The sequence below is a fragment of the Microbacterium sp. M3 genome (assembly GCF_033548675.1).
GTDB classification, from domain to species: Bacteria; Actinomycetota; Actinomycetes; order Actinomycetales; family Microbacteriaceae; genus Microbacterium; species Microbacterium arthrosphaerae.
On record NZ_JAWTZT010000002.1, the window covers coordinates 573,021 to 596,777 of the forward strand.

At 72.2% G+C, this 23,757-nt stretch carries 20 protein-coding genes; 6 read left to right on the forward strand and 14 right to left on the reverse strand.

From position 1 onward, the window contains the following. Positions 1 to 13 precede the first annotated feature (13 nt). From R8Z57_RS08010 to R8Z57_RS08040, 7 genes are all read right to left on the reverse strand, one after another. Positions 14 to 751: a 16S rRNA (uracil(1498)-N(3))-methyltransferase gene (locus tag R8Z57_RS08010; RefSeq protein ID WP_318353232.1), complete on the reverse strand. Its 738-nt coding sequence runs from the start codon at positions 749 to 751 to the stop codon at positions 14 to 16. Between the two features lie 3 nt (positions 752 to 754). After that, positions 755 to 1,867 (reverse strand): molecular chaperone DnaJ, encoded by a 1,113-nt coding sequence (dnaJ, locus tag R8Z57_RS08015; protein ID WP_318353233.1) that lies wholly within the window; start codon positions 1,865 to 1,867, stop codon positions 755 to 757. 49 nt (positions 1,868 to 1,916) lie between these two features. Further along, positions 1,917 to 2,963, reverse strand: coding sequence for a heat-inducible transcriptional repressor HrcA (gene hrcA / locus R8Z57_RS08020; protein ID WP_318353234.1), 1,047 nt, complete (start codon positions 2,961 to 2,963; stop codon positions 1,917 to 1,919). Positions 2,964 to 3,109: 146 nt separating this feature from the next. Further along, on the reverse strand, positions 3,110 to 4,327 hold the full coding sequence (gene hemW / locus R8Z57_RS08025; RefSeq protein WP_318353235.1) for a radical SAM family heme chaperone HemW: 1,218 nt from the start codon (positions 4,325 to 4,327) through the stop codon (positions 3,110 to 3,112). Between the two features lie 7 nt (positions 4,328 to 4,334). Then, positions 4,335 to 4,985 (reverse strand): DUF1990 family protein, encoded by a 651-nt coding sequence (locus R8Z57_RS08030; protein ID WP_318353236.1) that lies wholly within the window; start codon positions 4,983 to 4,985, stop codon positions 4,335 to 4,337. A gap of 27 nt (positions 4,986 to 5,012) precedes the next feature. Then, positions 5,013 to 6,863, reverse strand: a complete 1,851-nt coding sequence (lepA, locus tag R8Z57_RS08035; protein ID WP_318353237.1) for a translation elongation factor 4 — start codon at positions 6,861 to 6,863, stop codon at positions 5,013 to 5,015. A 95-nt stretch (positions 6,864 to 6,958) separates the two neighbouring features. Continuing rightward, complete coding sequence (locus R8Z57_RS08040; protein WP_318353238.1) at positions 6,959 to 8,101, reverse strand: pyridoxal phosphate-dependent aminotransferase; 1,143 nt, start codon at positions 8,099 to 8,101, stop codon at positions 6,959 to 6,961. A gap of 41 nt (positions 8,102 to 8,142) precedes the next feature. Here R8Z57_RS08040 and R8Z57_RS08045 point away from each other — a divergent pair, with 41 nt between their 5' ends. After that, complete coding sequence (locus R8Z57_RS08045) at positions 8,143 to 8,868, forward strand: alpha/beta hydrolase (protein ID WP_318353239.1); 726 nt, start codon at positions 8,143 to 8,145, stop codon at positions 8,866 to 8,868. On the opposite strand, the gene R8Z57_RS08050 is transcribed toward R8Z57_RS08045, so the two are convergent. Both R8Z57_RS08050 and R8Z57_RS08055 read right to left on the reverse strand, forming a co-directional pair. Beyond that, complete coding sequence (locus R8Z57_RS08050) at positions 8,857 to 10,107, reverse strand: MFS transporter (protein WP_318353240.1); 1,251 nt, start codon at positions 10,105 to 10,107, stop codon at positions 8,857 to 8,859. The genes R8Z57_RS08045 and R8Z57_RS08050 overlap by 12 nt on opposite strands. Further along, positions 10,104 to 11,462, reverse strand: coding sequence for a GH1 family beta-glucosidase (locus tag R8Z57_RS08055; RefSeq protein WP_318353241.1), 1,359 nt, complete (start codon positions 11,460 to 11,462; stop codon positions 10,104 to 10,106). Before R8Z57_RS08055 ends, R8Z57_RS08050 begins: the two co-directional genes overlap by 4 nt. Before the next feature lie 248 nt (positions 11,463 to 11,710). Between R8Z57_RS08055 and rpsT the strand changes: the two genes are divergently transcribed. Next, on the forward strand, positions 11,711 to 11,971 hold the full coding sequence (gene rpsT, locus R8Z57_RS08060) for a 30S ribosomal protein S20 (RefSeq protein ID WP_318353242.1): 261 nt from the start codon (positions 11,711 to 11,713) through the stop codon (positions 11,969 to 11,971). 78 nt (positions 11,972 to 12,049) lie between these two features. Here rpsT and holA read toward each other — a convergent pair whose 3' ends face one another. The 5 genes from holA to R8Z57_RS08085 form a co-directional block, all read right to left on the reverse strand. Beyond that, positions 12,050 to 13,087 (reverse strand): DNA polymerase III subunit delta, encoded by a 1,038-nt coding sequence (gene holA, locus R8Z57_RS08065; protein ID WP_318353243.1) that lies wholly within the window; start codon positions 13,085 to 13,087, stop codon positions 12,050 to 12,052. 61 nt (positions 13,088 to 13,148) lie between these two features. Then, positions 13,149 to 15,569 carry a ComEC/Rec2 family competence protein gene (locus R8Z57_RS08070; RefSeq protein WP_318353244.1) on the reverse strand — a complete coding sequence of 807 codons (2,421 nt, stop codon included), beginning with the start codon at positions 15,567 to 15,569 and terminating at the stop codon, positions 13,149 to 13,151. Between the two features lies 1 nt (position 15,570). Beyond that, entirely contained in the window at positions 15,571 to 16,218 is a 648-nt protein-coding gene (locus tag R8Z57_RS08075) for a helix-hairpin-helix domain-containing protein (RefSeq protein WP_318353245.1), read from the reverse strand. A gap of 90 nt (positions 16,219 to 16,308) precedes the next feature. Next, positions 16,309 to 18,879, reverse strand: a complete 2,571-nt coding sequence (gene leuS / locus R8Z57_RS08080) for a leucine--tRNA ligase (protein WP_318353246.1) — start codon at positions 18,877 to 18,879, stop codon at positions 16,309 to 16,311. Between the two features lie 93 nt (positions 18,880 to 18,972). Continuing rightward, positions 18,973 to 20,298, reverse strand: coding sequence for an anthranilate synthase component I family protein (locus tag R8Z57_RS08085; protein ID WP_318353247.1), 1,326 nt, complete (start codon positions 20,296 to 20,298; stop codon positions 18,973 to 18,975). A 42-nt stretch (positions 20,299 to 20,340) separates the two neighbouring features. Between R8Z57_RS08085 and R8Z57_RS08090 the strand changes: the two genes are divergently transcribed. Genes R8Z57_RS08090 through R8Z57_RS08105 form a run of 4 tightly spaced genes read left to right on the forward strand, consistent with a single transcriptional unit; the run spans position 20,341 to position 23,756 of the window. Next, positions 20,341 to 21,018, forward strand: a complete 678-nt coding sequence (locus R8Z57_RS08090) for a DedA family protein (protein WP_318353248.1) — start codon at positions 20,341 to 20,343, stop codon at positions 21,016 to 21,018. Positions 21,019 to 21,022: 4 nt separating this feature from the next. Next, positions 21,023 to 22,078, forward strand: a complete 1,056-nt coding sequence (locus R8Z57_RS08095; protein WP_318353249.1) for an App1 family protein — start codon at positions 21,023 to 21,025, stop codon at positions 22,076 to 22,078. A 54-nt stretch (positions 22,079 to 22,132) separates the two neighbouring features. Next, positions 22,133 to 22,846: an SOS response-associated peptidase gene (locus tag R8Z57_RS08100; protein WP_318353250.1), complete on the forward strand. Its 714-nt coding sequence runs from the start codon at positions 22,133 to 22,135 to the stop codon at positions 22,844 to 22,846. 37 nt (positions 22,847 to 22,883) lie between these two features. After that, positions 22,884 to 23,756, forward strand: a complete 873-nt coding sequence (locus R8Z57_RS08105) for a 3-methyladenine DNA glycosylase (RefSeq protein ID WP_318353251.1) — start codon at positions 22,884 to 22,886, stop codon at positions 23,754 to 23,756. Position 23,757 lies beyond the last annotated feature (1 nt).

The following is a 23,757-nucleotide window of genomic DNA, read 5'->3' on the forward strand; positions in this document are numbered from 1 at the left end:
GACGGGATTCCCGTCACCACCGCCCGAGTGCCGTGCTGACCACGGCCAGAGCGGCGGGGCCGGCGGTCGACGTGCGCAGCACGGTGTCGCCGAGCCGTACCTGCCGTGCGCCCGCCTCGCCGAGCAGAGCCAGCTCCTCGGGCGCGATGCCGCCCTCGGGACCGACGACGAGCACGATGTCCCGCGGATCGGCCGGGTCCAGCGTCAGGGCGCTCAGCGGCTCGCTCGCCGCCGGCTCCAGGACGAGGACGACGGATGCCGCAGCCCGGCGCACCAGGCCGGCCGTCGTGGTGAGCTCGGCCACCTCGGGGAGGAAGGCGCGGTGCGCCTGCTTCGCAGCCTCCCGTGCGATCGACGCCCATCGCGCCCGCCCCTTGGCGGCTTTGGCCGCGTCCCACCGCGACACGCTGCGTGCCGACTGCCAGGGGACGATCTCGTCGACACCCAGCTCGGTCGCGGTCTGGACGGCCAGCTCGTCGCGATCACCCTTGGCGAGCGCCTGCACCAGAACGATCCGGGGCGCGGGAGGCGGGGCATCCGTCCGCTCCCGGATGCGCACGACGACCTCGCGCGGCGCCACCGACTCCACCTCGCCGGTGAGCCAGGCGCCCGCACCGTCGCCGACGGTGACTTCCTCCCCCACGCGCACCCGGCGCACGGTCGCGGCGTGGTGGGCCTCGGCGCCCGTCAGGGTGACGGCGTCGCCCTCGATCGCGTGGACGGGTTCTTCGAGGAGGAAGTGCAGCGGCACGGGTCAGCCGTTCCGGAACCGGTCGCGGAGCTTCGCGAACAGGCCCTGGTGGAATTCCGCCAGCCGGGGCGCCGGCGCCTTCGTGCGCTTCGCGAACTCCTCGATGAGGGCGCGCTGCTTGTGATCCAGGCGCGTCGGCGTGACGACGTGCACGCCGACGCGCAGGTCGCCGCGCTGCGAGCCGCGGAGGGGCGTGATGCCGCGGCCCTTGATCGTGAGCACGTCACCGGCCTGCACGCCCGGGCGCACCTCGAGCTCGACGGGACCGTCGAGCGACTCGATCGTGGTCGTCGCACCGAGGATCGCGTCGGGCATCGAGACCTCGAGGGTCGCCAGAAGGTCGTCGCCTTCGCGGCTGAACACCTCGTGGGGCGACACCGTGACCTCGATGTACAGGTCGCCGTTGGGGCCGCCGGCCGGGCCCACCTCGCCGGAGCCGGGCAGCTGCAGGCGCAGGCCGGTCTCGACGCCGGCGGGGATGTCGAGCGACACCGTCCGCCGGGCGCGGACGCGGCCCTGACCCTGGCACGTCGCGCACGGGTACGGGATCGTGGTGCCGTAGCCCTGGCAGACGTTGCAGGGCTGCGACGTGACGACGTTGCCGAGCAGGCTGCGGACCTGGCGCTGGACGTTGCCGGTGCCGTGACAGATCTCGCACGTCACCGGGCCGGTGCCGGGCTGACAGCAAGACCCCTGACAGGTCTCGCACAGCACCGCCGTGTCGACGTCGATGTCGCGGTGCGTGCCGAACACGACGTCGCCGAGCTCGAGCGTCACGCGGACGAGGGCGTCCTGACCCCGCTCGCGCCGCGAGCGGGGCCGTCCACCGCGCGAACCGCCGGCTGCGCCGAAGAACGTCTCGAAGATGTCGTTGAAGCCGCCGAAGCCGCCGGCCCCGCCGAACGGCGACTCGCCGCCGCCCATGTCGTAGCGGGCGCGCTGCTCGGGATCGCTCAGCACGTCGTACGCGTGCGTCACGAGCTTGAACCGCTCGGAGGCGTCCTCACCCGGGTTGACGTCCGGGTGCAGCTGCCGGGCCAGGCGCCGGTACGCCTTCTTGATCTCGTCGGGGGTGGCGTCGCGTGCGACGCCGAGGACCTCGTAATGGTCAGCCACTTTCGCCTTCCTGCCGCGGCGGGCCGCGGGATCGTAGATGCGCGTCCGCTCAGCGGGAGCTGTCGTCCTGCTCGAGCATGCGCGTGAGATAACGCGCGACGGCTCGCACCGCCGCGAGGTTCGTGGGGTAGTCCATGCGGGTCGGACCGAGCACGCCGACGCGGGCCAGTGATCCGGTGCCGTCGTAGTCGCTCGCCACGACCGAGGCTTCACCGAGTCCGAACGCGTCGTTCTCCCGGCCGATGCTGGCCGAGAGCCCCTGCTCGTCAGCGACCATCTCGCCCATCAGCCGCAGCAGCGTGACCTGCTCCTCGATCGCCTCGAGGAGCGGGTAGATGCTTCCGCGGAAGTCCGCCTCGCGACGCGCGAGGTTCGCGCTGCCGGCCATGACCAGCTTGTCCTGGCGGAACTCCTCCAGCTCCTCGGCAACGGCACGGACGATCTCATCGGTGGCGCGCTCGTGGGCGGGCGCGGGGGTCTGGGCGGCGGGTGCGTCGAGCCGGTCGGCGATGCGCTGCAGCCCCTCTCGCACCGGTCGGCCGACGAGGACGGTGCCGAGCTCGGCGCGGATGCGTGCGAGGTCGGCGTCGTCGAATTCCTCGCCCACGAACGTCAAGCGCTGCGACACGCGCCCGGTGTCGGTGACGACGATCACGAGCATCCGCCCGCCGCCGAGCTGCACGAGCTCGACGTGCGTGACCGTCGCGCGCGCGAACGAGGGGTACTGGACGATGGCGACCTGGCCGGTGAGCTGGGTCAGTGCCCGGACGGTGCGCACCAGCACGTCGTCGAGATCTCCCGGGCCCTCCAGGAACGACGCGATCGCCGCGCGCTGAGCCGGCGACAGCGGGCGCAGCTCGGCGAGGTGATCGACGAAGACCCGGTAGCCCTTGTCGGTGGGGATGCGCCCCGAGGAGGTGTGCGGCGCGGCGATGAGCTCCTCGTCCTCCAGGAGCGCCATGTCGTTGCGGATCGTCGCCGCAGAAACGCCGAACGCGTGCCGCTCGACGATCGCCTTGCTGCCGACCGGCTCACGCGTGTCGACGTAATCCTGGACGATCGCCCGCAGCACCTGCAGTCCCCGCTCGCTGACCATCCCGCCTCCTCACGCTGCGTGGCATCTGGCGCCGTCTGGCACTCGCATGACTGGAGTGCCAATTCTATCCGATGGCTCCGTCAGGATCGCCGAACGGCCACGCGGCTCGCCGTGTCGCGGCAGGCCGCGGCCGCAGCCGCCGGCGCTCAGTCGGTGAGGGCGCGGACCACGGCGTCGGCCAGCAGCCGGCCCCGCAGCGTGAGGACGACCCGGCCGCGCACGGCCGCGGGACCGTCGATCAGCCCGTCGGCGATGAGCGCCGCCACCGCGCGGCGGCCGTCGGGGTGCAGTTCGGCGATCGGCAGGCCCTCGCGGATGCGCGAACGCAGCAGCACGCTCTCGAGCGCCCGGGCCGCGGCATCCGGGATCTCCCGTCCGGCAGCCGGCGACTCGCCGCTCGCGAGCCGCTGTGCGTACGCGGCGGGGTGCTTGACGTTCCAGAAGCGCACACCGCCGACGTGACTGTGGGCACCCGGCCCGAAGCCCCACCAGTCGGTCCCCGTCCAGTACGCGAGGTTGTGGCGGGAGCGGTGCATCTCTCCTCGAGACCAGTTCGAGACCTCGTACCACTCGAAGCCCGCGGCGGCGAGGAGCTCGTCGGCGAGCTCGTACATGTCGGCCTGCAGGTCGTCGTCGGGCGCGGCGACCTCGCCCCGGCGGATCTGGCGCGCGAGCTTCGTGCCGTCCTCGATGATGAGCGCGTAGGCCGAGACGTGGTCGGAGTCCAGTTCCAAGGCCGCATCGAGCGACGCGCGCCAGTCCGAGAGCGATTCGCCGGGCGCGCCGTAGATGAGGTCGACGCTGACGTCGAGTCCGGCGGCGCGTGCCGCCGCGACGGCGGTGCGGACATTGTCGGGATCGTGGGTGCGGTCGAGGGCGGCGAGCACGTGCGGGACGGCCGACTGCATGCCGATGGACAGCCGGGTGACACCGGATGCCGCGAGCTCGGCCGCGACGGCGGGCGTCACAGTGTCGGGGTTGGCCTCGACCGTGATCTCGGCGCCCTCGCTGACTCCGAACGTCTCGCGGACCCCGTCGAGCATGCGGCCGAGATCGCCGGGCGGCAGGAGCGTCGGAGTGCCGCCGCCGAAGAACACGGTCTTCGCCGGCCGGTTGCCCCCCGCGCGCGCGAGCACGCCCGCCGCGAGCCGGACCTCCTGCACGAGCGTGTCGGCGTACTGGTCCTGCCGCGCGCCCCGCAGCTCGGACGAGGTGTAGGTGTTGAAGTCGCAGTAGCCGCACCGCACCCGGCAGAACGGCACGTGGAGGTACACCCCGAAGTCGGTCGCCGGATCGATCACCGTTCCGGTGGGCAGCGAGCCGTCCGCGGGAACGGGCTCGCCGAGGGGAAGAGCCGATCCCATCAGCACCTCACGCGGGCGTCGTGTACAGCGGCGAGATGGCCCGCAGGTAGCGGGTGAACAGCTCGCGCCGCCGGCGCTTGGTGAGTCCCGGCAGCACGCGGTACAGCACCGCGCGAGGGGCGTCGAATGCGCGCACCGTGAACCAGACCTCGTCGTTGTCGTACCAGTCGAGCATGAACGACTCCTCGCCGCTCACGACCGAGTCGCCCACGGTACCGAGCGCGAAGCCCACTCGGCGGGGCTCTTCGATCGCGAAGATCACCCGCAGCTCGGCGTCGGCGCGGAGGCCCTTGACCCGCCCGTCCACGCGGATCGTCGTTCCGGGGCCGACGTACGGCGTGCCGTCGGCGTCGAAGCGCTGCTCGGCCTCGGTGCGGCTGGGTGCGACCGGGTTGCCCTCGGCGTCGAAGCTCACCCCCGAGTACATCGGACCCGACGCCGGCCGCACGTCGGTGACCTCCAGCCCGGCGCCGCGCTGCGCGGTCCATGACAGCAGGGCCTCGCCGGCCGCCTGGAAGCGCGCTTCACCGCTGCCGATGCGCCACGACTGCTCCGCCGGGATGCTGCGCTCCGGCGGATACTGCATCAGATCCGGCGCCTGGGTCGCCCCGACGGCGGCATAGTCGACGGTGTCGTCACGGAAGGTTCCTCGACGCATGGATTCCAGCCTACTTCGCGAGCCGCATCACTTCTTGGCAGGACCCTCGACGTCTCCCGAGAGCGCGGCGATGAACGCCTCCTGGGGGACCTCGACGCGACCGACCATCTTCATGCGCTTCTTGCCCTCTTTCTGCTTCTCGAGGAGCTTGCGCTTGCGGGAGATGTCGCCGCCGTAGCACTTCGCCAGCACGTCCTTGCGCATGGCGCGGATGTTCTCACGCGCGATGATCCGGGCGCCGATGGCGGCCTGGATTGGCACCTCGAACTGCTGACGCGGGATGAGCTTGCGAAGGCGCTCGGTCATCATCGTGCCGTAGGCGTAGGCCTTCTCGCGGTGCACGATCGAGCTGAATGCGTCGACCTTGTCGCCCTGCAGAAGGATGTCGACCTTCACGAGGTCGGCGGTCTGCGAGCCGGCGGGCTCGTAGTCGAGGCTCGCGTAGCCCTGCGTCTTCGACTTCAGCTGGTCGAAGAAGTCGAACACGATCTCGCCGAGGGGCATGTGGTAGCGCAGCTCCACGCGATCCTCGCTGAGGTAGTCCATCCCGAGGAGCGAGCCGCGACGGGACTGGCACAGTTCCATGACGGTTCCGACGTAGTCCTTCGGCAGGAGGATGCCGACCTTCACCACCGGCTCGGAGACCTCCGCGACGCGGCCGTCCGGGTACTCGCTCGGGTTGGTCACCACGACCGTCTCCCCGGTGTCGGTGGTGACTTCGTACGTCACCGAGGGCGCGGTGGTGATGAGGTCGAGATCGAACTCGCGCGAGAGCCGCTCTGTGACGATCTCGAGGTGCAGGAGGCCCAGGAAGCCGCAGCGGAAGCCGAAGCCGAGTGCCACCGAGGTCTCGGGCTCGTACTGCAGCGATGCGTCCGACAGCTTCAGCTTGTCCAGCGCCTCGCGCAGGTCGGCGTAGTCGCTCTGGTCGATCGGGTAGATGCCCGAGAACACCATCGGCTTCGGGTCGGTGTACCCCGCGAGTGCCTCGGTCGCCGGCTTGCGCTGGTTGGTGACGGTGTCGCCCACCTTGGACTGGCGGACGTCCTTCACGCCGGTGATGAGGTAGCCGACCTCGCCGACCCCGAGTCCCTTCGTCGGGACGGGCTCGGGGCTCGACACGCCGATCTCGAGGAGATCGTGCGTCGCCTTCGTGGACATCATCTGGATGCGCTCGCGCGGCTCGAGCTTGCCGTCGACCATCCGGACGTAGGTCACCACACCCCGGTACGAGTCGTACACCGAGTCGAAGATCATCGCGCGGGCCGGGGCATCCGCGTTCCCCTTCGGAGCCGGGATCTGCTCGACGATGCGGTCCAGCAGCGTCTCGACGCCCATGCCCGTCTTGCCGCTGACGCGCAGGACGTCGTCGGGCGAGCCGCCGATGAGGCCGGCGAGCTCGGCCGCGTACTTCTCCGGGTCGGCAGCGGGGAGGTCGATCTTGTTGAGGACCGGGATGATGTGCAGGTCGTTCTCGAGTGCGAGATAGAGGTTCGCGAGCGTCTGCGCCTCGATCCCCTGCGCGGCGTCGACCAGCAGGATCGCGCCCTCGCACGCCGCCAGCGAGCGCGAGACCTCGTAGGTGAAGTCGACATGACCGGGTGTGTCGATCATGTTCAGCGCGAACGTCTGGTCGGCGCCGGCCCACGGCATGCGGACGGCCTGCGACTTGATCGTGATGCCGCGCTCGCGCTCGATGTCCATGCGGTCGAGGTACTGCGCGCGCATGTCGCGGTCGGCGACCACGCCGGTGATCTGCAGCATGCGGTCGGCCAGCGTCGACTTGCCGTGGTCGATGTGGGCGATGATGCAGAAGTTGCGGATCAGCTCAGGAGGGGTCGCAGACGGCTCGAGAGGCTTCAGGGCGCGCGGTGACATGTCCAGACGATTGTACGGGTGACGGATGCCTCGTCCCTGCGGGTCCTCGTCCCGTGCGCTCTGCGCACGCGGTGCCGCGGCGGCGGGAGCGGCGCTCACACAGGTGCCGGGATGCGCCGCAGTCCCTCCAGGAGCTCGGTCCTGTCGCTGGCGACGCACACGCGGATCCACCCCTCGCCGGACGCGCCGAAGGCGCTTCCGGGCGCCACCGCGACGCCCTGCTCGTCGAGGAACTGCTCGCACCAGGCGACGACGTCGCCCCCGGAGAGGTGCGAGACGTCGATCCACAGGTAGAACGCGCCCGTCGGGGCGAGATAGTGCAGCCCGCGTTCGTCGAGGAGGGTCGTCGCGGCCGCCAGGTTCCCGCGGTAGTGCGCCGCGCTCCGGGCCACGGCGATCTGGTCACCGGTGAGCGCCGCGACCGCAGCGCGCTGGGACGGCTCGTTCAGGCAGCTCACGACGGACTCCTGGACCTTCAGCATGGTCTGGCGCCACCCCGGCGGCGTGACCAGCCAGCCCACGCGGGCGCCCGTCATCGCGTACGTCTTCGACATCGAGAAGACCGAGAGCACGCGTCCGTCGGGGTCGAGCGTCGCCGGGCTGACGTGCGGGTGCCCCCAGGTGAACCGCTCGTAGACCTCGTCGCTGATGACCCAGAGATCGTGCCGGCGGGCGAGCGCCAGCAGCGCCTGGAGGGTGGCGCGATCGAACGTCGAGCCGAGCGGATTGGACGGCGTGTTCACGATCAGAACGCGGGTGCGCGGCGTCACGAGGGCTTCGAGCTCGTCGAGGTCGGGCTGGAACCCCCGCTCGGGGCGCAGCGGGTACGGCACCGGCACCGCCTGCAGCAGGTGCGCGTTCATCGTGAACGTCGTATAGCCCGGGTCGGGTACGAGGACCTCGTCGCCGTGCGAGAGCGTCAGCGCCATCGCCAGGTGGAGGGCCTGCGTGGCGCCGACCGTGACCCAGACCTGTTCCTGATCGACGTCGAGGTCGTTCTCCCGCGCGAGCTTCGCACGGATCGCGTCGCGCAGCTCGCGGATGCCGCCGTTCGGCGTGTAGCGGATCTCACCCGCCCGCCACGACAGCGCTGCGGCTTCACGCACAGGCTCCCCCGTCAGCTCGCCCGGCTCGCCCACAGCCAGGATGATCGTGCCGGGCCGCCGCAGCGCGCGCTCCAGGATGTGGCGGACGCCGGAGCCGGGCATCCGGGTGACGTGCGGGGCGATCTCGGGCATGCCGCCCATGCTAGGACGACCCCACGGCTAGCCTGTCGAGCATGGGGATCCAGGTCGTGCTCGTCCACGGCATCCGCACGTCCGCGACGATGTGGCGGTCGCAGGTGGCCTATCTCGAGGCCCGCGGCACGGCGGTGACCGCGGTCGACCTGCCCGGCCACGGCTCACGCATGCGGGAGGAGTTCACGCTCGACGGCGCCTTCGCGACGATCGACGACGCGGTGCGGTCCGCGGCCGAGCGCGGACCGGTGCTGTTGTCGGGGCACTCGATGGGCGGACTGCTGTGCATCGAGTACGCGGGCGCCGTGACGCCGCCGCCCGTCGCGGGCTTCATCGCGGCGTCGTGCACGGCGATCCCGCGCGGTGTCGGCCTGCGCACGTACCGCCTGCTCGCCCGCGGCTTCGACTCGCTGCCGGACCGCGGCATGTGGCTCACCGACCGGATGCTCGACCGCATCCTCCCCGACGAGACGCGCGCCGACTTCGGCGCCGGCGGCTACGCACTGGACGCACAGGACGTGGCCCTGCGCAGCCTCTCGGTGCTCGACCTGCTGGCGGCCCTGCACCGCATCGAGGTGCCGCTGTGGTTCGTGAACGGCCAGTACGACCAGCTGCGCGTGAACGAGCGGCTGTTCACGCGCGTCGCGCGGCACGCCGAGCTCATCGTCGTGCCGCGTACGACGCACCATGTCACCGTGATGCGGCCCCGGGTCTTCAACGCGGTGCTCGAGGTGGCGCTGACGACCCTCGAAGCCTCAGACGGCTGACCTCGCCCGCTCCCCTGCGCGGATCGCGTACGTCATGAGTCCTCCGGCGACCGAGAGGACGCCGCCGACGAGGAAGAGCAGCCAGAACCCGCCGACCAGGGCGACCAGGCCGGCTCCGAGGAGCGGGCCGATGAGCTGACCCAGGTTCGCCGACACGTTGACGAAGCCGAGATCGCGGGCATGGTCCTCGGGGCGCGGCAGCAGGTCGGTGCCGAGGGCGAGACCCACCGACATGTACGCGCCGTAGCCCACGCCTAGCAGCGCCGCTGCGATCACCGTCGACGCGAATGAGGGTGCGACCACGAGGATGATCGAGGCGATGCCCTGCAGCACGGCCGCCCAGACCACGAAGGGGATGCGCCGGCCGGTGCGGTCCGACAGGCGGCCCGAGACGATCGAGGCCACGACCACGAACAGCGTGTAGACCAGGATGAGCAGCAGCAGCTCGTCCTCGGCGGACGCCGGATCCCGCTGGAGCCCGTAGAGCAGGAAGAACAGCAGCAGCCCCGTGCCCAGCGCGTTGCCGACGTTGACGGTGAGCCGCCCGGCGAGGAGCCACGCGAAGTCGCGGTCGCGCAGCGCCGCGAAGCGGTCGCTCAGGCTGCGGGCCTCGCGCGCGACCGCCGCGTCGACCGGAGCGGGCGGATCGGGCAGCAGCAGCGCCGCCGCGGTGCCGACGACGGCGAGGAACCCGGCGAGCACGAGGTAGCCGACGACGATGCCCAGCTCGAGCAGCACGATCACCCCGACGCCGACCACGATGCCGAGGGCCTGCGACGACGAGACCGCGGCGGACGCGGCGCCCCGCTGCGTGGTGAGCTGATCGGCGATGAGCGCCGTGAAAGCGGCGGACGCGACGGCGATGCCGATCGACACCCCTACCCAGGCCGCCCCGACGCCCCAGGGTCCGGAGGCGAAGGCGATCGCCGCGAGCGACAGCGTGCCCAGCCAGACTCCCCCCAGCGCCCACGGCCGGCGTCGGCCGGCCCGCCCGCGAGTGCGGTCGGACAGTCCGCCGGCCAGCGGTCCGGCGATCACGCCGGCGACGCCGCCGATCGCCAGCACCAGGCCCGACGACACGACCCCCGACACCCATCCGTCGGCGTCGTCGGGTGTGTCCAGCTGCAGCGGGATCAGCAGCTGCAACGGGGTCAGCTGCACCGTCCAGATCGCCAGCCAGGCCAGTGTGAAGACGGTGAACCAGCCGGCACCCACCCGCCGCGCCGGCCCGGCGCTCACGCGCGCGCTCCGGCGATGAGCCCGCGGTACCAGTCGAAGGAGGCCTTCGGCGTGCGGGCGGCCGTGTCGAAGTCGACGTGCACGAGGCCGAAGCGCTGCGTCCAGCCCTCGGCCCACTCGAAGTTGTCGAGGAGCGACCACACGGTGTACTCGCGGACGTCGACCCCGGCGCGCACCGCGTCGCCCACGGCGGCGATATGGCCGGCGAGGTAGGCGATGCGCTCGGCGTCGGCGACGGCGTCGTCCACGCGATCGGGCTCGGGGAACGACGCGCCGTTCTCGCCGATGACGAGCGGCGGGAGGCGGTCGCCGTATCGCTCTCGGAAGTCGATCAGAAGGTCGGTGAGAGCCGCGGGCACGATCGGCCACTCCGTCCCGAATCCCGTGACGGGCGCTCCAGGCGTCGGCACGATCTCGAACCGGACGGGACTCTCCGCGGCGGCCGCGGCGATGGTCGTCGGGTTGTAGAAGTTGATGCCGTAGAAGTCCGCCGCGGCGCCGATGAGCTCGAGGTCTCCCGCGACGACCGGCATGGGCGGGATCCCGAACGCGCCGAGGTCGGGGTACGCGCCCGTCAGGATCGGGTCGGCGAAGATCCGGTTGTGCAGGAGGTCGTAGACGGCCGCCGCCTGGACGTCGGCATCCGATCCGCTCGCCGCGCGAACGTGCGTGTGATTGTTGACGATCCCCGCCTCCGTCGCGCTGGACGCGCGCAGCGCGCGGAGCGCGAGCCCGTGGCCGAGCAGCTGGTGGTGCACGGTGGGCAGCGCCCCGAACAGCAGCTGACGGGCCGGGGCGAGGGTGCCGACGGCATAGCCCTGCAGCGACGTCGAGACCGGCTCGTTGATCGTGTACCAGTGCGTGATGCGGTCGCCGAGCGCGTCGGCGACGATCTCGGCGTACTCTCCGAACCGGTGCGCCGTGTCGCGATCGAGCCAGCCGCCCCGCGCTTCGAGCGTGCTCGGCAGGTCCCAGTGATAGAGCGTCGCGAACGGGGTGACGCCGGCCTCGAGCAGGTCGTCGGCCAGCCGGCGGTAGTAGTCCAGTCCGGCTTGCGCGACGGGGCCGCCGGGCTCCGGCTGCACGCGCACCCACGAGATCGAGAAGCGGTAGCGGTCGACGCCCAGCCGGGCGAGCAGCGCGACGTCCTGTCGGTGACGGCGATAGCTGTCGGGGCCGGGCTCTGCGGTGGCTCCGTCGCGGACGGCGCCCTCGGTGTCGACGAAGTCGTCCCAGATGGAGCGCCCGCGCCCGTCAGCGGTGCGCGAGCCCTCCACCTGGAACGCGGCGGTCGCCGCCGACCAGCGGAAGCCCGGCGGGAAGGCGGAGAGGTCGACAGTCGGATGCTGTGGCACGGGCGGACTCCTTCGTCAACGGTCGCGCGTCTCGGGGGGAAGGACGCGCGCACCCACGCGTCGATCATGCAGCATCGGGCCCCGATCGCGCGCGTGCCTGTGGAGCGTCAGCGATTCCCAGAGGGACCTGATAGAATCCTTGTTTGGCTTGCGTGTGGGTTCGTCCCTCACGATCGTCGCGAAGCTTCCCTCTCCTGCTGAGCGGCAACTCAATCCGATTCACCTCCGAACGAAAGAAACGTCGACACGTGGCGAACATCAAGTCGCAGATCAAGCGCAACAAGACCAACGAGAAGGCGCGCGAGCGCAACAAGGCCGTCAAGAGCGAGCTGAAGACGCTCGTCCGCCGCACCCGCGAGGCCATCGCCGCCGGCGACAAGGCCGCGGCTGAGAAGGCGCTCGGCAAGGCCACGAAGAAGCTCGACAAGGCCGTCAGCAAGGGCGTCATCCACAAGAACCAGGCGGCGAACCGCAAGTCGTCCATCGCCAAGCAGGTCTCCGCTCTCTGAGACCCGCCGCAGGCTGCGGAAAGGCCCGTCCCCTTCGGGGCGGGCCTTTCGTCTTCCCACAGAAAGACGTCGAGGGTGTCAGGATCCGTAGGGCGCGCGCGTCGCGATCACCGTGATCATGCGCTCGAGTGCGAACACCGGGTCGCGGGATCCACCCTTGACCTCGGCATCCGCCCTCGCCGTCGCCTGGATCGCGCGACCCAGACTCTCTTCGTTCCAGCCCACCAGGTCGCGTCGCGCCCGATCGACCTGCCAGTCCTTCATGCCCAGTCGGGCGGCCAGGGCGCCGGCGGACTCGCGATTGCCTGCCACGCGCGCCATGGTGCGCAGCTTCATCGCCACCGCCGCGACGAGCGGGACCGGGTCGGAGCCCGATGCCAGGGCGTGGCGCAGCGCGAGCAGCGCCTCGCCGTAGCGTCCCGCGATCGCCGTGTCGGCGACCGTGAACGCGGACGTCTCGACACGACCGCCGTAGTAGCGCTCCACGATCTGCTCGGTGATGTCACCCGGAACGTCGGCGATGAGCTGCTGGCACGCGGCGGCCAGCTCCGTGAGATCGTCGGCGAAGGCCGAGACGAGCGCGCGCAGGGCCGCCGGCGCGATCGCCTTCTTCGCCGCCTGGAATTCGCCCACGGCGAAGTCGAATCGGTCGGAGTCGCGCTTGACGGCCGGGCACGCGACCTCGACCCCCGCACCCTGACCGGCCCGGATGGCGTCGAGGAGCTTCTTGCCCCGCACAGTGGCGCCGGTGTGCCGGAGCACCACGGTGGCGCCGTCCTGCGGACCGGAGAGGTACGCGAGGGCTTCGGTGAGGAAAGCATCGGAGCACTTCTCGACGCCGCTCACGCGCACCAGCCGGGGCTCGCCGAAGAGCGACGGCGACGTGACGCCGAGGAGCGAGCCGGGGGCGTAGTCGTCGGCGCGGAGATCCGACACCTCCAGCGTCGGATCCTCCGCGCGGAGGTAGTCGCGAACACCCGCGATCGCGCGTTCCGCGCAGACCTCTTCGGGGCCGGAGACCAGGACGATCGGGGCAGGCTGAGGAGCGCGCCACGACAGCTGGGGAATGGCGCTGCGCGTCGCCTTCGCGGGTGCGCGGCGCGCGGGAGATGGCATTCCCCCAGCCTACCGACGACCGCCGACGCGCGACCTCGGCCCGCGACGCGCAGCGTCGAGCTCAGCCGCCGCGGTCGCGCCACACCGCCACGGTCCGCTCCGACGTCCACCACAGCGCGATCGCGCCGTCGCGATCGGTCCGCGCCACGCGGGCGCCCGTCTGCTGGAGCGTGTCGAGGATCTCCTGACGCGGGTGCCCGTAGTCGTTGTCGCTCCCCACGGTCACGAGGGCGATCGCCGGCTGCAGCGCGGCGTAGAGCGCGGCATCCTGATCCGCGCTGCCGTGATGCGCGACCTTGACGATGCCGTAGGGCGGGGCCAGCGAGCCCGCAGCCGCCAGCGCGCGCTGCGGCGAGGCCGAGAGGTCGCCGAGGAGCAGGATGGGCGGGATGCCGCCGCCGCGCACGTCGAGCACCACGCTCGCGTCGTTGCCCTCGGGGAAGGCCCGGCTGGCAGCCGGCGGCCACAGCACGCGCCAGCGGGCCGCCCCGAGCCCGCCCGTCATGCCCGCTGCGGCCGGCACCAGCGAGGCGCCGCGCGTGCGGAGCGCCTCGATCGCCGCGGCGCCCTCCGCGTCAGCGGGCCCGTGCAGCACCGTGCCGACGCGCCCTTGCACGGCGGCCAGGCCGCCGACGTGGTCGAGATCGAAGTGAGTGAGCACCAGCAGGTCGATGTGCTCGACGCCGGTCCGCGACAGGCACGCCGCCAAGGGCTCCGGCTCGGGGCCGGTGTCGATGAGGGCGACGGCGTCGCCCGACCGAAGCAGCAGCGCGTCGCCCTGGCCGACGTCGCACGCGAGCACCGTCCATTCCGACGGCAGTGTCCACCGGCCGGCGATCGAGGTCAGCGCGGCGGCGCCGATCGCGACGCCGGCCGCCGTGGCGACAAGGGTGCCCGCGAGTGCACGAGCCCGCCGCGTGCGGCGTCCGCGCCGTGGCAGCGCGATGACCGACCCCACGGCGGTGCCGACGACGGCCAGGGCGACCGCGCCGGGCAGTCCCTCCCACCACGGCAGCCGGGCGGCGGGGAGGTCCGACAACGTCGTGGCGGTGGCGGCGATCCAGGATGCCGGCACCCACGCCAGCGCGGCCAGACCCGACTGCAGCCAGGCCAATGGCGCGCTCAGGCACGCGGCGAGGCCCAGCACGGTCGTGACGGGCGCCGCCGGCCCGGCGAGGAGATTGGCCACCACGCCGTAGAGCGGCACTGCCGGTTCGATCAGCACCAGCAGCGGCCCGCACGCGAGCTGGGCGGCGACGGGCACCGCCAGGGCGAGTGCGAGCGGCCGGGGCATCGCCCGCGCGAGTCCGGCAGCGAGCGGCCGGGCGACAAGCAGCAGCGACGCGGTGGCAGCGACCGACAGCGCGAAGCCCAGCGACGCGGCGAGCCAGGGGTCCGCCACGAGGAGCACCGTCACGGCGAGCGACAGCAGCGCGATGCCCGCCCCCGTCCGCCCGAGCAGCACGGCGAGCATTGCGATGGCGGCCATCGCGGCGGCGCGGACCACGCTGGGCTCGGGGGTGACGAGCAGCACGAACCCGGCCAGCGCGGTGAGGCCCGCGATCACGCGCTGAACGCGCGAGGCGCCGACGAGGGCGGCCACGGTGAAGGCGATGCCGACGACCAGCGCGCAGTTCGCGCCCGACACCGCGGTGAGGTGCGACAGCGAGGACTCCTTCATCGCGGCGTCGAGTCCTGCGGTGACGAGCGAGGTGTCGCCGACGGCGAGCCCCGGCACGAGTGCTGCCCCGTTGCCGGGGAGGCCCGCGACCGCACCGAGGAGGTTCTGCCGGAGGCCCGCGGCGACAGCGGCCGCACCGGCGGGTGCTCGCGCCACCTCGACACCGCGCGACGCCCACAGCACGAAGACCGCCCGCTCCCCCGCCCGGGGCGGGGTCGCTGTTCCCTCGGCGTCGACCAGCGCCCCGACATCGAGGCCGTCGCCGGCTTGGAGGTCCTGCGGTGCGACGCGCACGACGGCCTCGCCGCGCACCGCGTGCACCTCGTCGCCCCTGCTGAGGGTGAAGACGCGCGCATCGAAGGCGAGCGAGCCGTCGGCGCGTCGCTCGACCTTGCCGATCACCTCGGCGCGCACCTCGATCGCCCTGCCCCCGCCGACCGCGAGCTCCCGGAGCGCCTCGCGCGCGGGCTCCGCCGACGCGACATGACTCGCCACGGCGGCCGACGCGGCCGCCGCCAGCACGATGACCACCAGCACGCGACGCACGTCCGCGCCGCCAGGACGCCACCGGCGGACGCGGGTGCGCTGCCGCAACCCGGCGACGGGCGGGTGGGTGGAGCGCCACGACCTGTGCCGCCCCAGCAGCAGCGCGCAGGCGGCCAGGGCCGTGCTCCACAGCGCCGCCGCGATCGCGGCGGCGGCGTCCGGCGCGAGGATCGCGACCGCGGCGGCCGCCCAGCCGCTGCCGGCGACCGGCGCGAGATGCAGCAATGCGCGTCGGCTGGTCGCGGCCCGTCCCACGTCACACCGTCACGAGGTCGCGCAGCGACTCGAGCATCTTGTCGCCGATCCCGGGCACGGCGAGCAGATCCTCCACGCTCGTGAACCCGCCGTTGTCGTCGCGCCAGGCGATGATGCGCTCCGCGAGGGCGGGACCGATGCGCGGGAGCGTCTCGAGCTGCGCCGCGTCGGCGGTGTTGAGGTCGATCGGCGCCGCCTCCCCGTCCGAGCCTGCTCCGCCCGGGCCTGCCCCGCCGACCGCCGCCTGGCCGGGCGGCGGGGCCTCGCCCTCGCGCGCGACCGGCAGCTGCTCGCCGTCGTCGAGCGGACGTGCGAGGTTCACCGCGTCGCGGTCGGCGTCGCCGGCGAATCCGCCGGCCGCGGCGATCGCGTCCACGACACGTGCGCCCGCCGGCAGCACGTACAGTCCGGGCATCCGGACAGCGCCCGACACGTGGACGTGCACCGCGGCGGCAGCGGGTGTCGTGGCGACCGTCGTCGGCTCGATCACGACGTCCTCGACCGGCGACATCGCGCCCCGCACGATGCCGATCGCGACGGTGACACCCAGCGCCCCGATGAGGAGCACCACCGCCGCGCCCAGGCCCAGCCGTCGGCGCGGGGACGCGGCATCCGTCACCGCATCGTCGGCGCGAGGACCAGCTGTCACCCGTTCACGCTAGAAGGAGCGATCCGGTCCGCGCCGCCGGGCGGGACGGCTTGTGGAGACGTCCTCGGCCGGCGGCCCTGGGGAGGAGGCTCAGTGCGTGCTGAAGCTCACGACCTTCGGCGGCCGCACCACCGCGCGCGTGATCTCGCGGCCCGCGAGGGAGCGGACGACCTTCTCGTCGGCGCGTGCGAGACGTTCCAGCTCGGCGGCATCGATGCGCGCGGGCACCTGGAGGGTGCCGCGGACCTTGCCGTCGATCTGCACGACCGCCGTCACGCTCTCCTCCACGAGGAGCGTCGGATCGGCGGTGCGCCACGGGACCAGGCCGACGAAGCGGTCGTAGCCGAGGATCTCCCACAGCTCCTCCGCGGTGTGCGGCGCGAAGAGGTCGAGGATCATCGCCGTCGCCTCGGCGGCCTCGCGCACGGCGGGGTCGGCGGGACCGGCGCCGGTGTCGATCGTCTTGCGGGTGGCGTTGACGAGCTCCATCAGGCGCGCGACGACGACGTTGAACTTGGTCTGCTCCACCAGGCCCGGAGCGTCGGCGAGGAGACGGTGGGTGACCCGGCGGAGCGACGCGTCGCCCTCCGCCCAGATCACGTCGGGCTCGCTCGTGACGTCCTTCGCGACACGCCAGGCGCGCGCCAGGAACTTCTGGGCGCCGGTCGTCGAGACGTCCTCCCAGTTGATGTCGTCCTCGACGGGACCGGCGAACGCGATCGCCACGCGGACGGCGTCGGCGCCCGGGTCGACCATGCTCGACGCGAACTCGACGAGGTTGCCCTTCGACTTCGACATCTTCGAGCCGTCGAGGAGCACCATGCCCTGGTTGATCAGGCTCGAGAAGGGCTCGGTGAAGTCGATCAGCCCCATGTCGAAGAGCACCTTGGTGATGAAGCGCGCGTACAGCAGATGCAGGATCGCGTGCTCCACACCGCCGATGTACGAGTCGACCGGCGCCCAGCGGTCCGCCTCGCGCGACGGGAACGCCTCGTTCGCGTCGTTGGGCGCGAGGAAGCGCAGGAAGTACCACGAGCTGTCGACGAACGTGTCCATCGTGTCGGCATCGCGCAGCGCCGGCGCGCCCGTCTCGGGGTCGGTGGTCTGCATCCACTCCGTGGCACCGCCCAGCGGAGAGGTGCCCTTCGGCGCGAGGTCGAGACCGTGCGCGTCGGGCAGCCGCAGCGGCAGCTGGTCGGCGGGGACCGGCACGATGCGCCCGTCCTCGGTGTGGATCATCGGAATGGGCGTGCCCCAGAAGCGCTGCCGCGAGATCAGCCAGTCGCGGAGCCGGTACGACTTCGCGGCACGGCCGGTGCCGGCCGCCTCGAGCTGCTCGATGATGCGCGCGATCGCGTGGCGCTTGGACAGCCCGTCGAGCGAGCCCGAGTTGATGAGGCGGCCCTCGCCCGTGAGGGCGATGCCGGTGCGCGCCGGGTCGATGCCGTCGAGCGTCTCGAGCGTGCCCGGATCGATGGGCACGCCGTCGTCGTCCAGCTCGATGACCGGGATGGCGCCGGTGATGGGCGCGGTGGTGTCGACGACGACCTTGACGGGCAGGTCGAACGCCCGCGCGAAGTCGAGGTCGCGCTGGTCGTGCGCGGGCACGGCCATCACCGCGCCGTGGCCGTAGTCGGCCAGCACGTAGTCCGCAGCCCAGATGGGCAGGCGGTCGCCGTTGACGGGGTTGACGGCGAAGCGGTCGAGGAACACCCCGGTCTTCGGCCGGTCGGTGCTCTGCCGCTCGATCTCGGTCTCGCGCTGCACGCTCTCGAGGTAGTCCTGGAAGCGCATGCGCACCTCCGCCGACGAGCCGGCGGCGAGCTCCGCGGCGAGGTCGCTGTCGGGCGCGACGACCATGAAGGTCGCGCCGTGCAGCGTGTCGGGGCGCGTGGAGAACACGGTGACCTTGTCGGCACGCCCCTCGATCTCGAAGTCGATGTCGGCGCCCACGGAGCGGCCGATCCAGTTCCGCTGCATGCGGATGACCTTCTGCGGCCAGAAGCCCTCGAGCTGGTTCAGGTCATCGAGCAGGCGGTCGGCGTATTCGGTGATCTTGAAGTACCACTGCGTGAGCTTCTTCTTGACGACCTCCGCGCCGCAGCGCTCGCAGTGGCCGTCGACGACCTGCTCGTTGGCGAGCACCGTCTGGTCGACGGGGCACCAGTTGACCGGGCTCTCCTTGCGGTACGCGAGACCGCGCTCGTAGAGGCGCTGGAACAGCCACTGGTTCCAGTGGTAGTACTCGGGGTCGCTCGTGTGGAGGATGCGGCTCCAGTCGTACGACGACCCGTACTCGCGGAAGCTCTTCTTGTGCTGCTCGATGTTGGCGTACGTCCACTCGCGCGGGTCGGCGCCGCGCTGGATCGCGGCGTTCTCGGCCGGCAGGCCGAACGAGTCCCACCCGATCGGGTTCAGGACGTTGTAGCCGCGGTGCCGCCAGAATCGCGCCACGATGTCGACGTACGCGTAGCTCTCGGCGTGGCCCATGTGCAGGTCGCCCGACGGGTACGGGAACATCCCGAGGACGTACTTGCGGGGGCGCGTGTCGTCGGTCCCACCCGCGCGGAACGGGTCCGCCTCGGCCCAGCGGGCCTGCCACTTCTGCTGGATCGCGTACGCGTCGTAGCCCTCGGCGGGCACAGTGGTGTCGGAGGGCATGGTCTGACTCACGGGGGAAGAACCAATCGTGGATGGCCGGAAGAGCGCGCGCAGCGCGCGAAGCGCGCCTTCCAGGGTAGCGGAACGGCGCGCTCACCAGCCGGGCGGGAGCGCGGCGCCGAGGGCGGCCAGGGGCCCGCGCGCCTTGATGCCGACCTCCGCCACCTCGGCCGCGGCATCCGATCGCCACGTGATCCCGCCGCCCGCGCCGACATAGGCACCGCCCGGGCGCACGACGATGGAGCGGATCACCATCGCGAGGTCGAGTGCGCCGTCGTCGCCGACCCAGCCGAAACAGCCCGAGAAGACGCCGCGGGGCGCGCGCTCGAGCCGGTGGAGGATCGTCATCGCCGAGAGCTTCGGGGCCCCGGTCATGGAGCCCGCCGGGAAGGTGGCGTCGAGCAGATCGCCGAGGGTCGTGCCGGCGCCGAGGGTCCCCGAGACCGTGCTGACGAGCTGGTGCACCGCGGGATACGACTCCACCTCGAGCAGCGCGTCGACGCCGACCGTTCCCGGCACGCACACGCGCGACAGGTCGTTGCGCATGAGATCGACGATCATGACGTTCTCGGCGCGCTCCTTCTCGCTCGAGCGCAGGTCGTCGGCCAGCGCCGCGTCGGCGGCGGGATCGGCGCCGCGCGGCCGCGTGCCCTTGATGGGGCTCGTGCGGACGACCGGCTCGTCCGCGGTGCGCGCCACCTGGAGGAAGCGCTCGGGGCTGGCGCTGAGCAGCGCGACCTCGCCCGACCGCAGGAACCCGCCGTGGTGCGCGGGCGTGGCCGTCCGCAGGCGTGCATAGGCCGCCACGGGATCGACGGATGTCTCCACCTCGAACCGCGTCGTCAGGCACAGCTGGTACGCGTCCCCCTCGCGGATGGCCGCGCGGCACTCCTCGATGAGCGCGGCGTACTGGTCGGGGCGATGGCGGGCACGTGCCACGCCGACGGACGGCGCGGAGGCGGGCGACGCGGGCACAGGGAGCGCGGAGGCGGATGCCGCGGCCACCGCCTCAGCGAGGGCATGCACGTCGTCGGGCCCGGCGAACACCTGCACACGGCGGGCGGCATGGTCGAACGCGACCAGGCGCGTGACGCGCAGCCAGATCGAGGGCGGCAGAGCGTCGTCGTCGCGCACGGAAGGGGCGCCGGCGCGCGCTGCGGCGTCGTCGTAGCCGGTCCAGCCGACCCATCCACCGCGCAGCGGGCTCGCGCCCGCATCGGCCGCGCGGCGTCCGCACACGACGGCTCGCACGTGCGCGGCGTCGTCGGGGATCCCGGTGCCCATCCAGCTCCAGCCGTCGCGCGCGCCGGGTCCGGCATCCAGCCAGAACACGTGCCGCTCGCGGGTGAACACCGCGGCGAAGACGGATGCCGGATCCACCCAGCCGGCGGCATCCGCGGCGGCGAGGGGGTCCGACATGTTCCCAGGTTAGAGGGACGCCCGGGCCTCTAGGCTCGTGGCGTGAACGAGATCCTCACGTGGCTGCTCGACGCCGTTCAGAGCGTCGACCCGCTCGTCAGGACTCTTCTCGCCGGCCTCGCGATCATGCTCGAGACCAGCGTCCTCATCGGGCTCGTCGTCCCGGGCGACACGATCGTGATCGTCGCGGGGACCGCGGTGTCGTCGCCGCTGGAGGGCGTGGTGCTCGGCGTCGTGGTGGTCCTCGGCGCGCTGGCCGGCGAGAGCATCGGCTTCTGGCTCGGCCGCTTCCTGGGGCCGCGCATCCAGCACTCGCGCCTCGGCCGCCGTATCGGCGAGGAGAACTGGCATCGGTCCGAGCGCTACCTGCGCCGCCGCGGCGGACCGGCGATCTTCATCTCACGCTTCCTGCCGGTGCTGCACTCGCTGGTGCCGCTCACCGTGGGCATGAGCGGCTACCCGTACCGCCGGTTCCTCGCGTGGACGATCCCCGCCTGCGTCATCTGGTCGGCGCTCTACATCTCGGTCGCGGCCGTCGCCGCGGGCACCTACCGCGAGCTCGCCGACCAGCTCCACTACGCCGGCTACATCTTCGTCGGCGTCATCCTCCTCTTCCTGGTGCTGGTGTTCGTGAGCAAGAAGGTCATCGAGCGCGCCGAGCGCAAGCACCTCGAGCACGAGGATCCCGGCGAGGCCCCGGTGGCCGACGTGAAAGACTGAGGGGGTGTCCCCCACCGATCCCCCACCCGTGCACGCCAAAGTCCTCTGGCTCGCGCGTCTGGAGTACCGGTTCCACGCCTGGCGCGAGCGCCGTGCCCGTCGCCGCGGCCAGAAGCCCACGGTGACGCCCTTCCCGGGCTACGGCGGACCGGGCTGGGTGCGGGTGCTCGGCCGCGTCATGATCGTCCCCCCGGTGAAGCCCTCCGGCTCCGGCGAGTACGCCGGCGTCCGCGGCTGGCGCAGCTTCGCGGCCGTCCCGGTCGGCTACGCGCAGGTCACCGTGACGATCGCGGGCGTCGACCACGAGGTCGTCGCCGATCGCGGCGGCGTGATCGACACGCGCCTGCCGGCCGAGCTCGAACCCGGCTGGCAGACCTTCACGATGTCGGTCGAGGGCGGCGAGCCGATCGAGACGCGCGCCTTCGTCGTGGGCGGCGAGGTGCGCTTCGGCATCGTGTCGGACGTCGACGACACCGTGATGGTGACGGCGCTCCCGCGTCCGCTGCTGGCGGCCTGGAACTCGTTCGTCGTGAACGAGCATGCGCGTCAGCCGGTGCCGGGGATGGCGGTGCTGATGGAGCGCGTGGTCCGCGAGAACCCCGGCGCGCCGCTGGTCTATCTCTCCACCGGCGCCTGGAACATCGCACCGACCCTCATCCGCTTCCTGAGCCGTCACGTCTTCCCGCCCGGATCGCTGCTGCTCACCGACTGGGGACCCACGCACGATCGGTGGTTCCGCAGCGGCAAGGACCACAAGCTCTCGAATCTGCGGCGCCTCGCCGACGAGTTCCCGCACGTGCGGTGGCTGCTGATCGGCGACGACGGACAGCACGACGACGCGATCTACACGACCTTCACCGACGAGCACCCCACGCAGGTCGTGGCGGTCGCGATCCGGCGCCTCTCCCCCGCCGAGGCGGTTCTCGCCGGTGGGCGCACAGCCGTCAACGACCACGCTGCGGCCGAGGTGCCGTGGGTGAGCGACAATGACGGGGCCGGGCTGCTGGAACGGCTGGAGGATGTCGGAGTCCTCGGCCGCAGCGGCACCGCCGCCGTCTGACGTCGGGAGGGGACGTCGGGACCGGATGTCGGAGGGCGCGCGTAGGCTGGCCGCATGTGCGGACGCTTCGTGGTGGCCAGTGCCGGTTCCGACCTCGTCGGCGTCCTCCGCGTCGACGTGGAGGGCGATGACCTCCCCGAGCCCTCGTTCAACGTGGCGCCCACCAGCCAGGCCGCGATCGTGCTGGACTCCGCGAAGAGGGAGCCGCCCACCCGTCGCCTCGAGTCCGCGCGCTGGGGACTGATCCCTTCCTGGGCCAAGGACGCCAAGATCGGCGCCCGCGCCTTCAACGCCCGGTCCGAAGAGCTCGAAGACAAGCCGATGTTCCGCAGCGCGCTCGAGAAGCGGCGCGCGGTCGTGCCGGTGTCGGGCTACTACGAGTGGAAGAACGTCGACGGGCTGAAGATCCCGCACTACATCCACCCCGCCGACGGCGAGCCGCTCTTCCTCGCCGGCCTCTACGAGTGGTGGCGCGACAAGACCAAGGGCGACGACGATCCCGAGCGCTGGCTGCTGAGCTTCACGATCCTGACACGGGACTCCATCGGGCACCTCGGATCCATTCACGACCGCATGCCGCTGTTCCTCGACCCCGACCACGCCGACGCCTGGCTCGACCCGACCACCGACAACGTGCGCGACGTGCTCGATGCCGCCATCGACGCCGCCCCGGCACTGGCGGACACCCTTGCCGATCACGAGGTGTCGAAGGCGGTCGGCAACGTGCGCAACAACGGTCCCGAGCTCATCGAGCCGACGGACGCCTGAACGGGCGCGTGCGGCCGGCCGCACGTATCCTCGAACGGTGACCCTCATCGCCCCCGCCCCGCCGGTGCTTCCGGAGGAGGTCTGGCGCGAGCGGGAGGCCGCACACCAGCACCGGGCCCGCGATCTCACCAGCGCGCACCGCGCACGGGCCGCGCGCGGCGAGCCCCACCCGGTGGAGGACTTCCTCTTCACGTACTACTCCTACAAGCCGGCCGTGCTGCACCGCTGGCACCCGGGCGCGGGCGTGGAACTGGCGGATGCCGCATCGGACGGCCGTGCCGCGTGGCGCTGGTATCGCCCGGGCACGGCGCCGGGCTCGCTCGCCGTCGACGCCGCCGCCCTCCGGGCGGAGCGCGGGGCGCTCCTGGACAACATCGGCCGGATCCTGCGCGCCACCGCGGGACGCGCACCCGGCTTCGGCTGCTTCGGCCTCCACGAGTGGGCGATGGTCTACCGACAGGCCGAGCACCGGCATCCGGTTCCCCTGCGACTCGGCCAGGACGCCACCGACGCGGTCGTCGAGGCCCACGACCTGCGGTGCACCCACTTCGATGCGTTCCGGTTCTTCACGCCGGAGGCGGTGCCGCGCAATCGCGAGGCGCTCACCCGCGACCGGCAGCCCGAGCGAGAGCAGCCGGGGTGTCTCCACGCCGGCATGGACCTGTACAAGTGGGCGGTGAAGCTCGGCCCGCTGGTGCCCGGAGAACTGCTCCTCGACGCCTTCGAGCTGGCGCGCGACATCCGCGTGCTCGACATGCGCGCCTCCCCGTACGACCTCTCGGACTGGGGCTACGCGGCCGTCGCGATCGAGACGCCCGAGGGCAAGGCGCAGTACGTGCGCGCGCAGCGCGGCTTCGCCGAGCGCGGACAGCTCCTGCGCGAACGACTGCGAGGCGTCGCCGCGGGCTGAC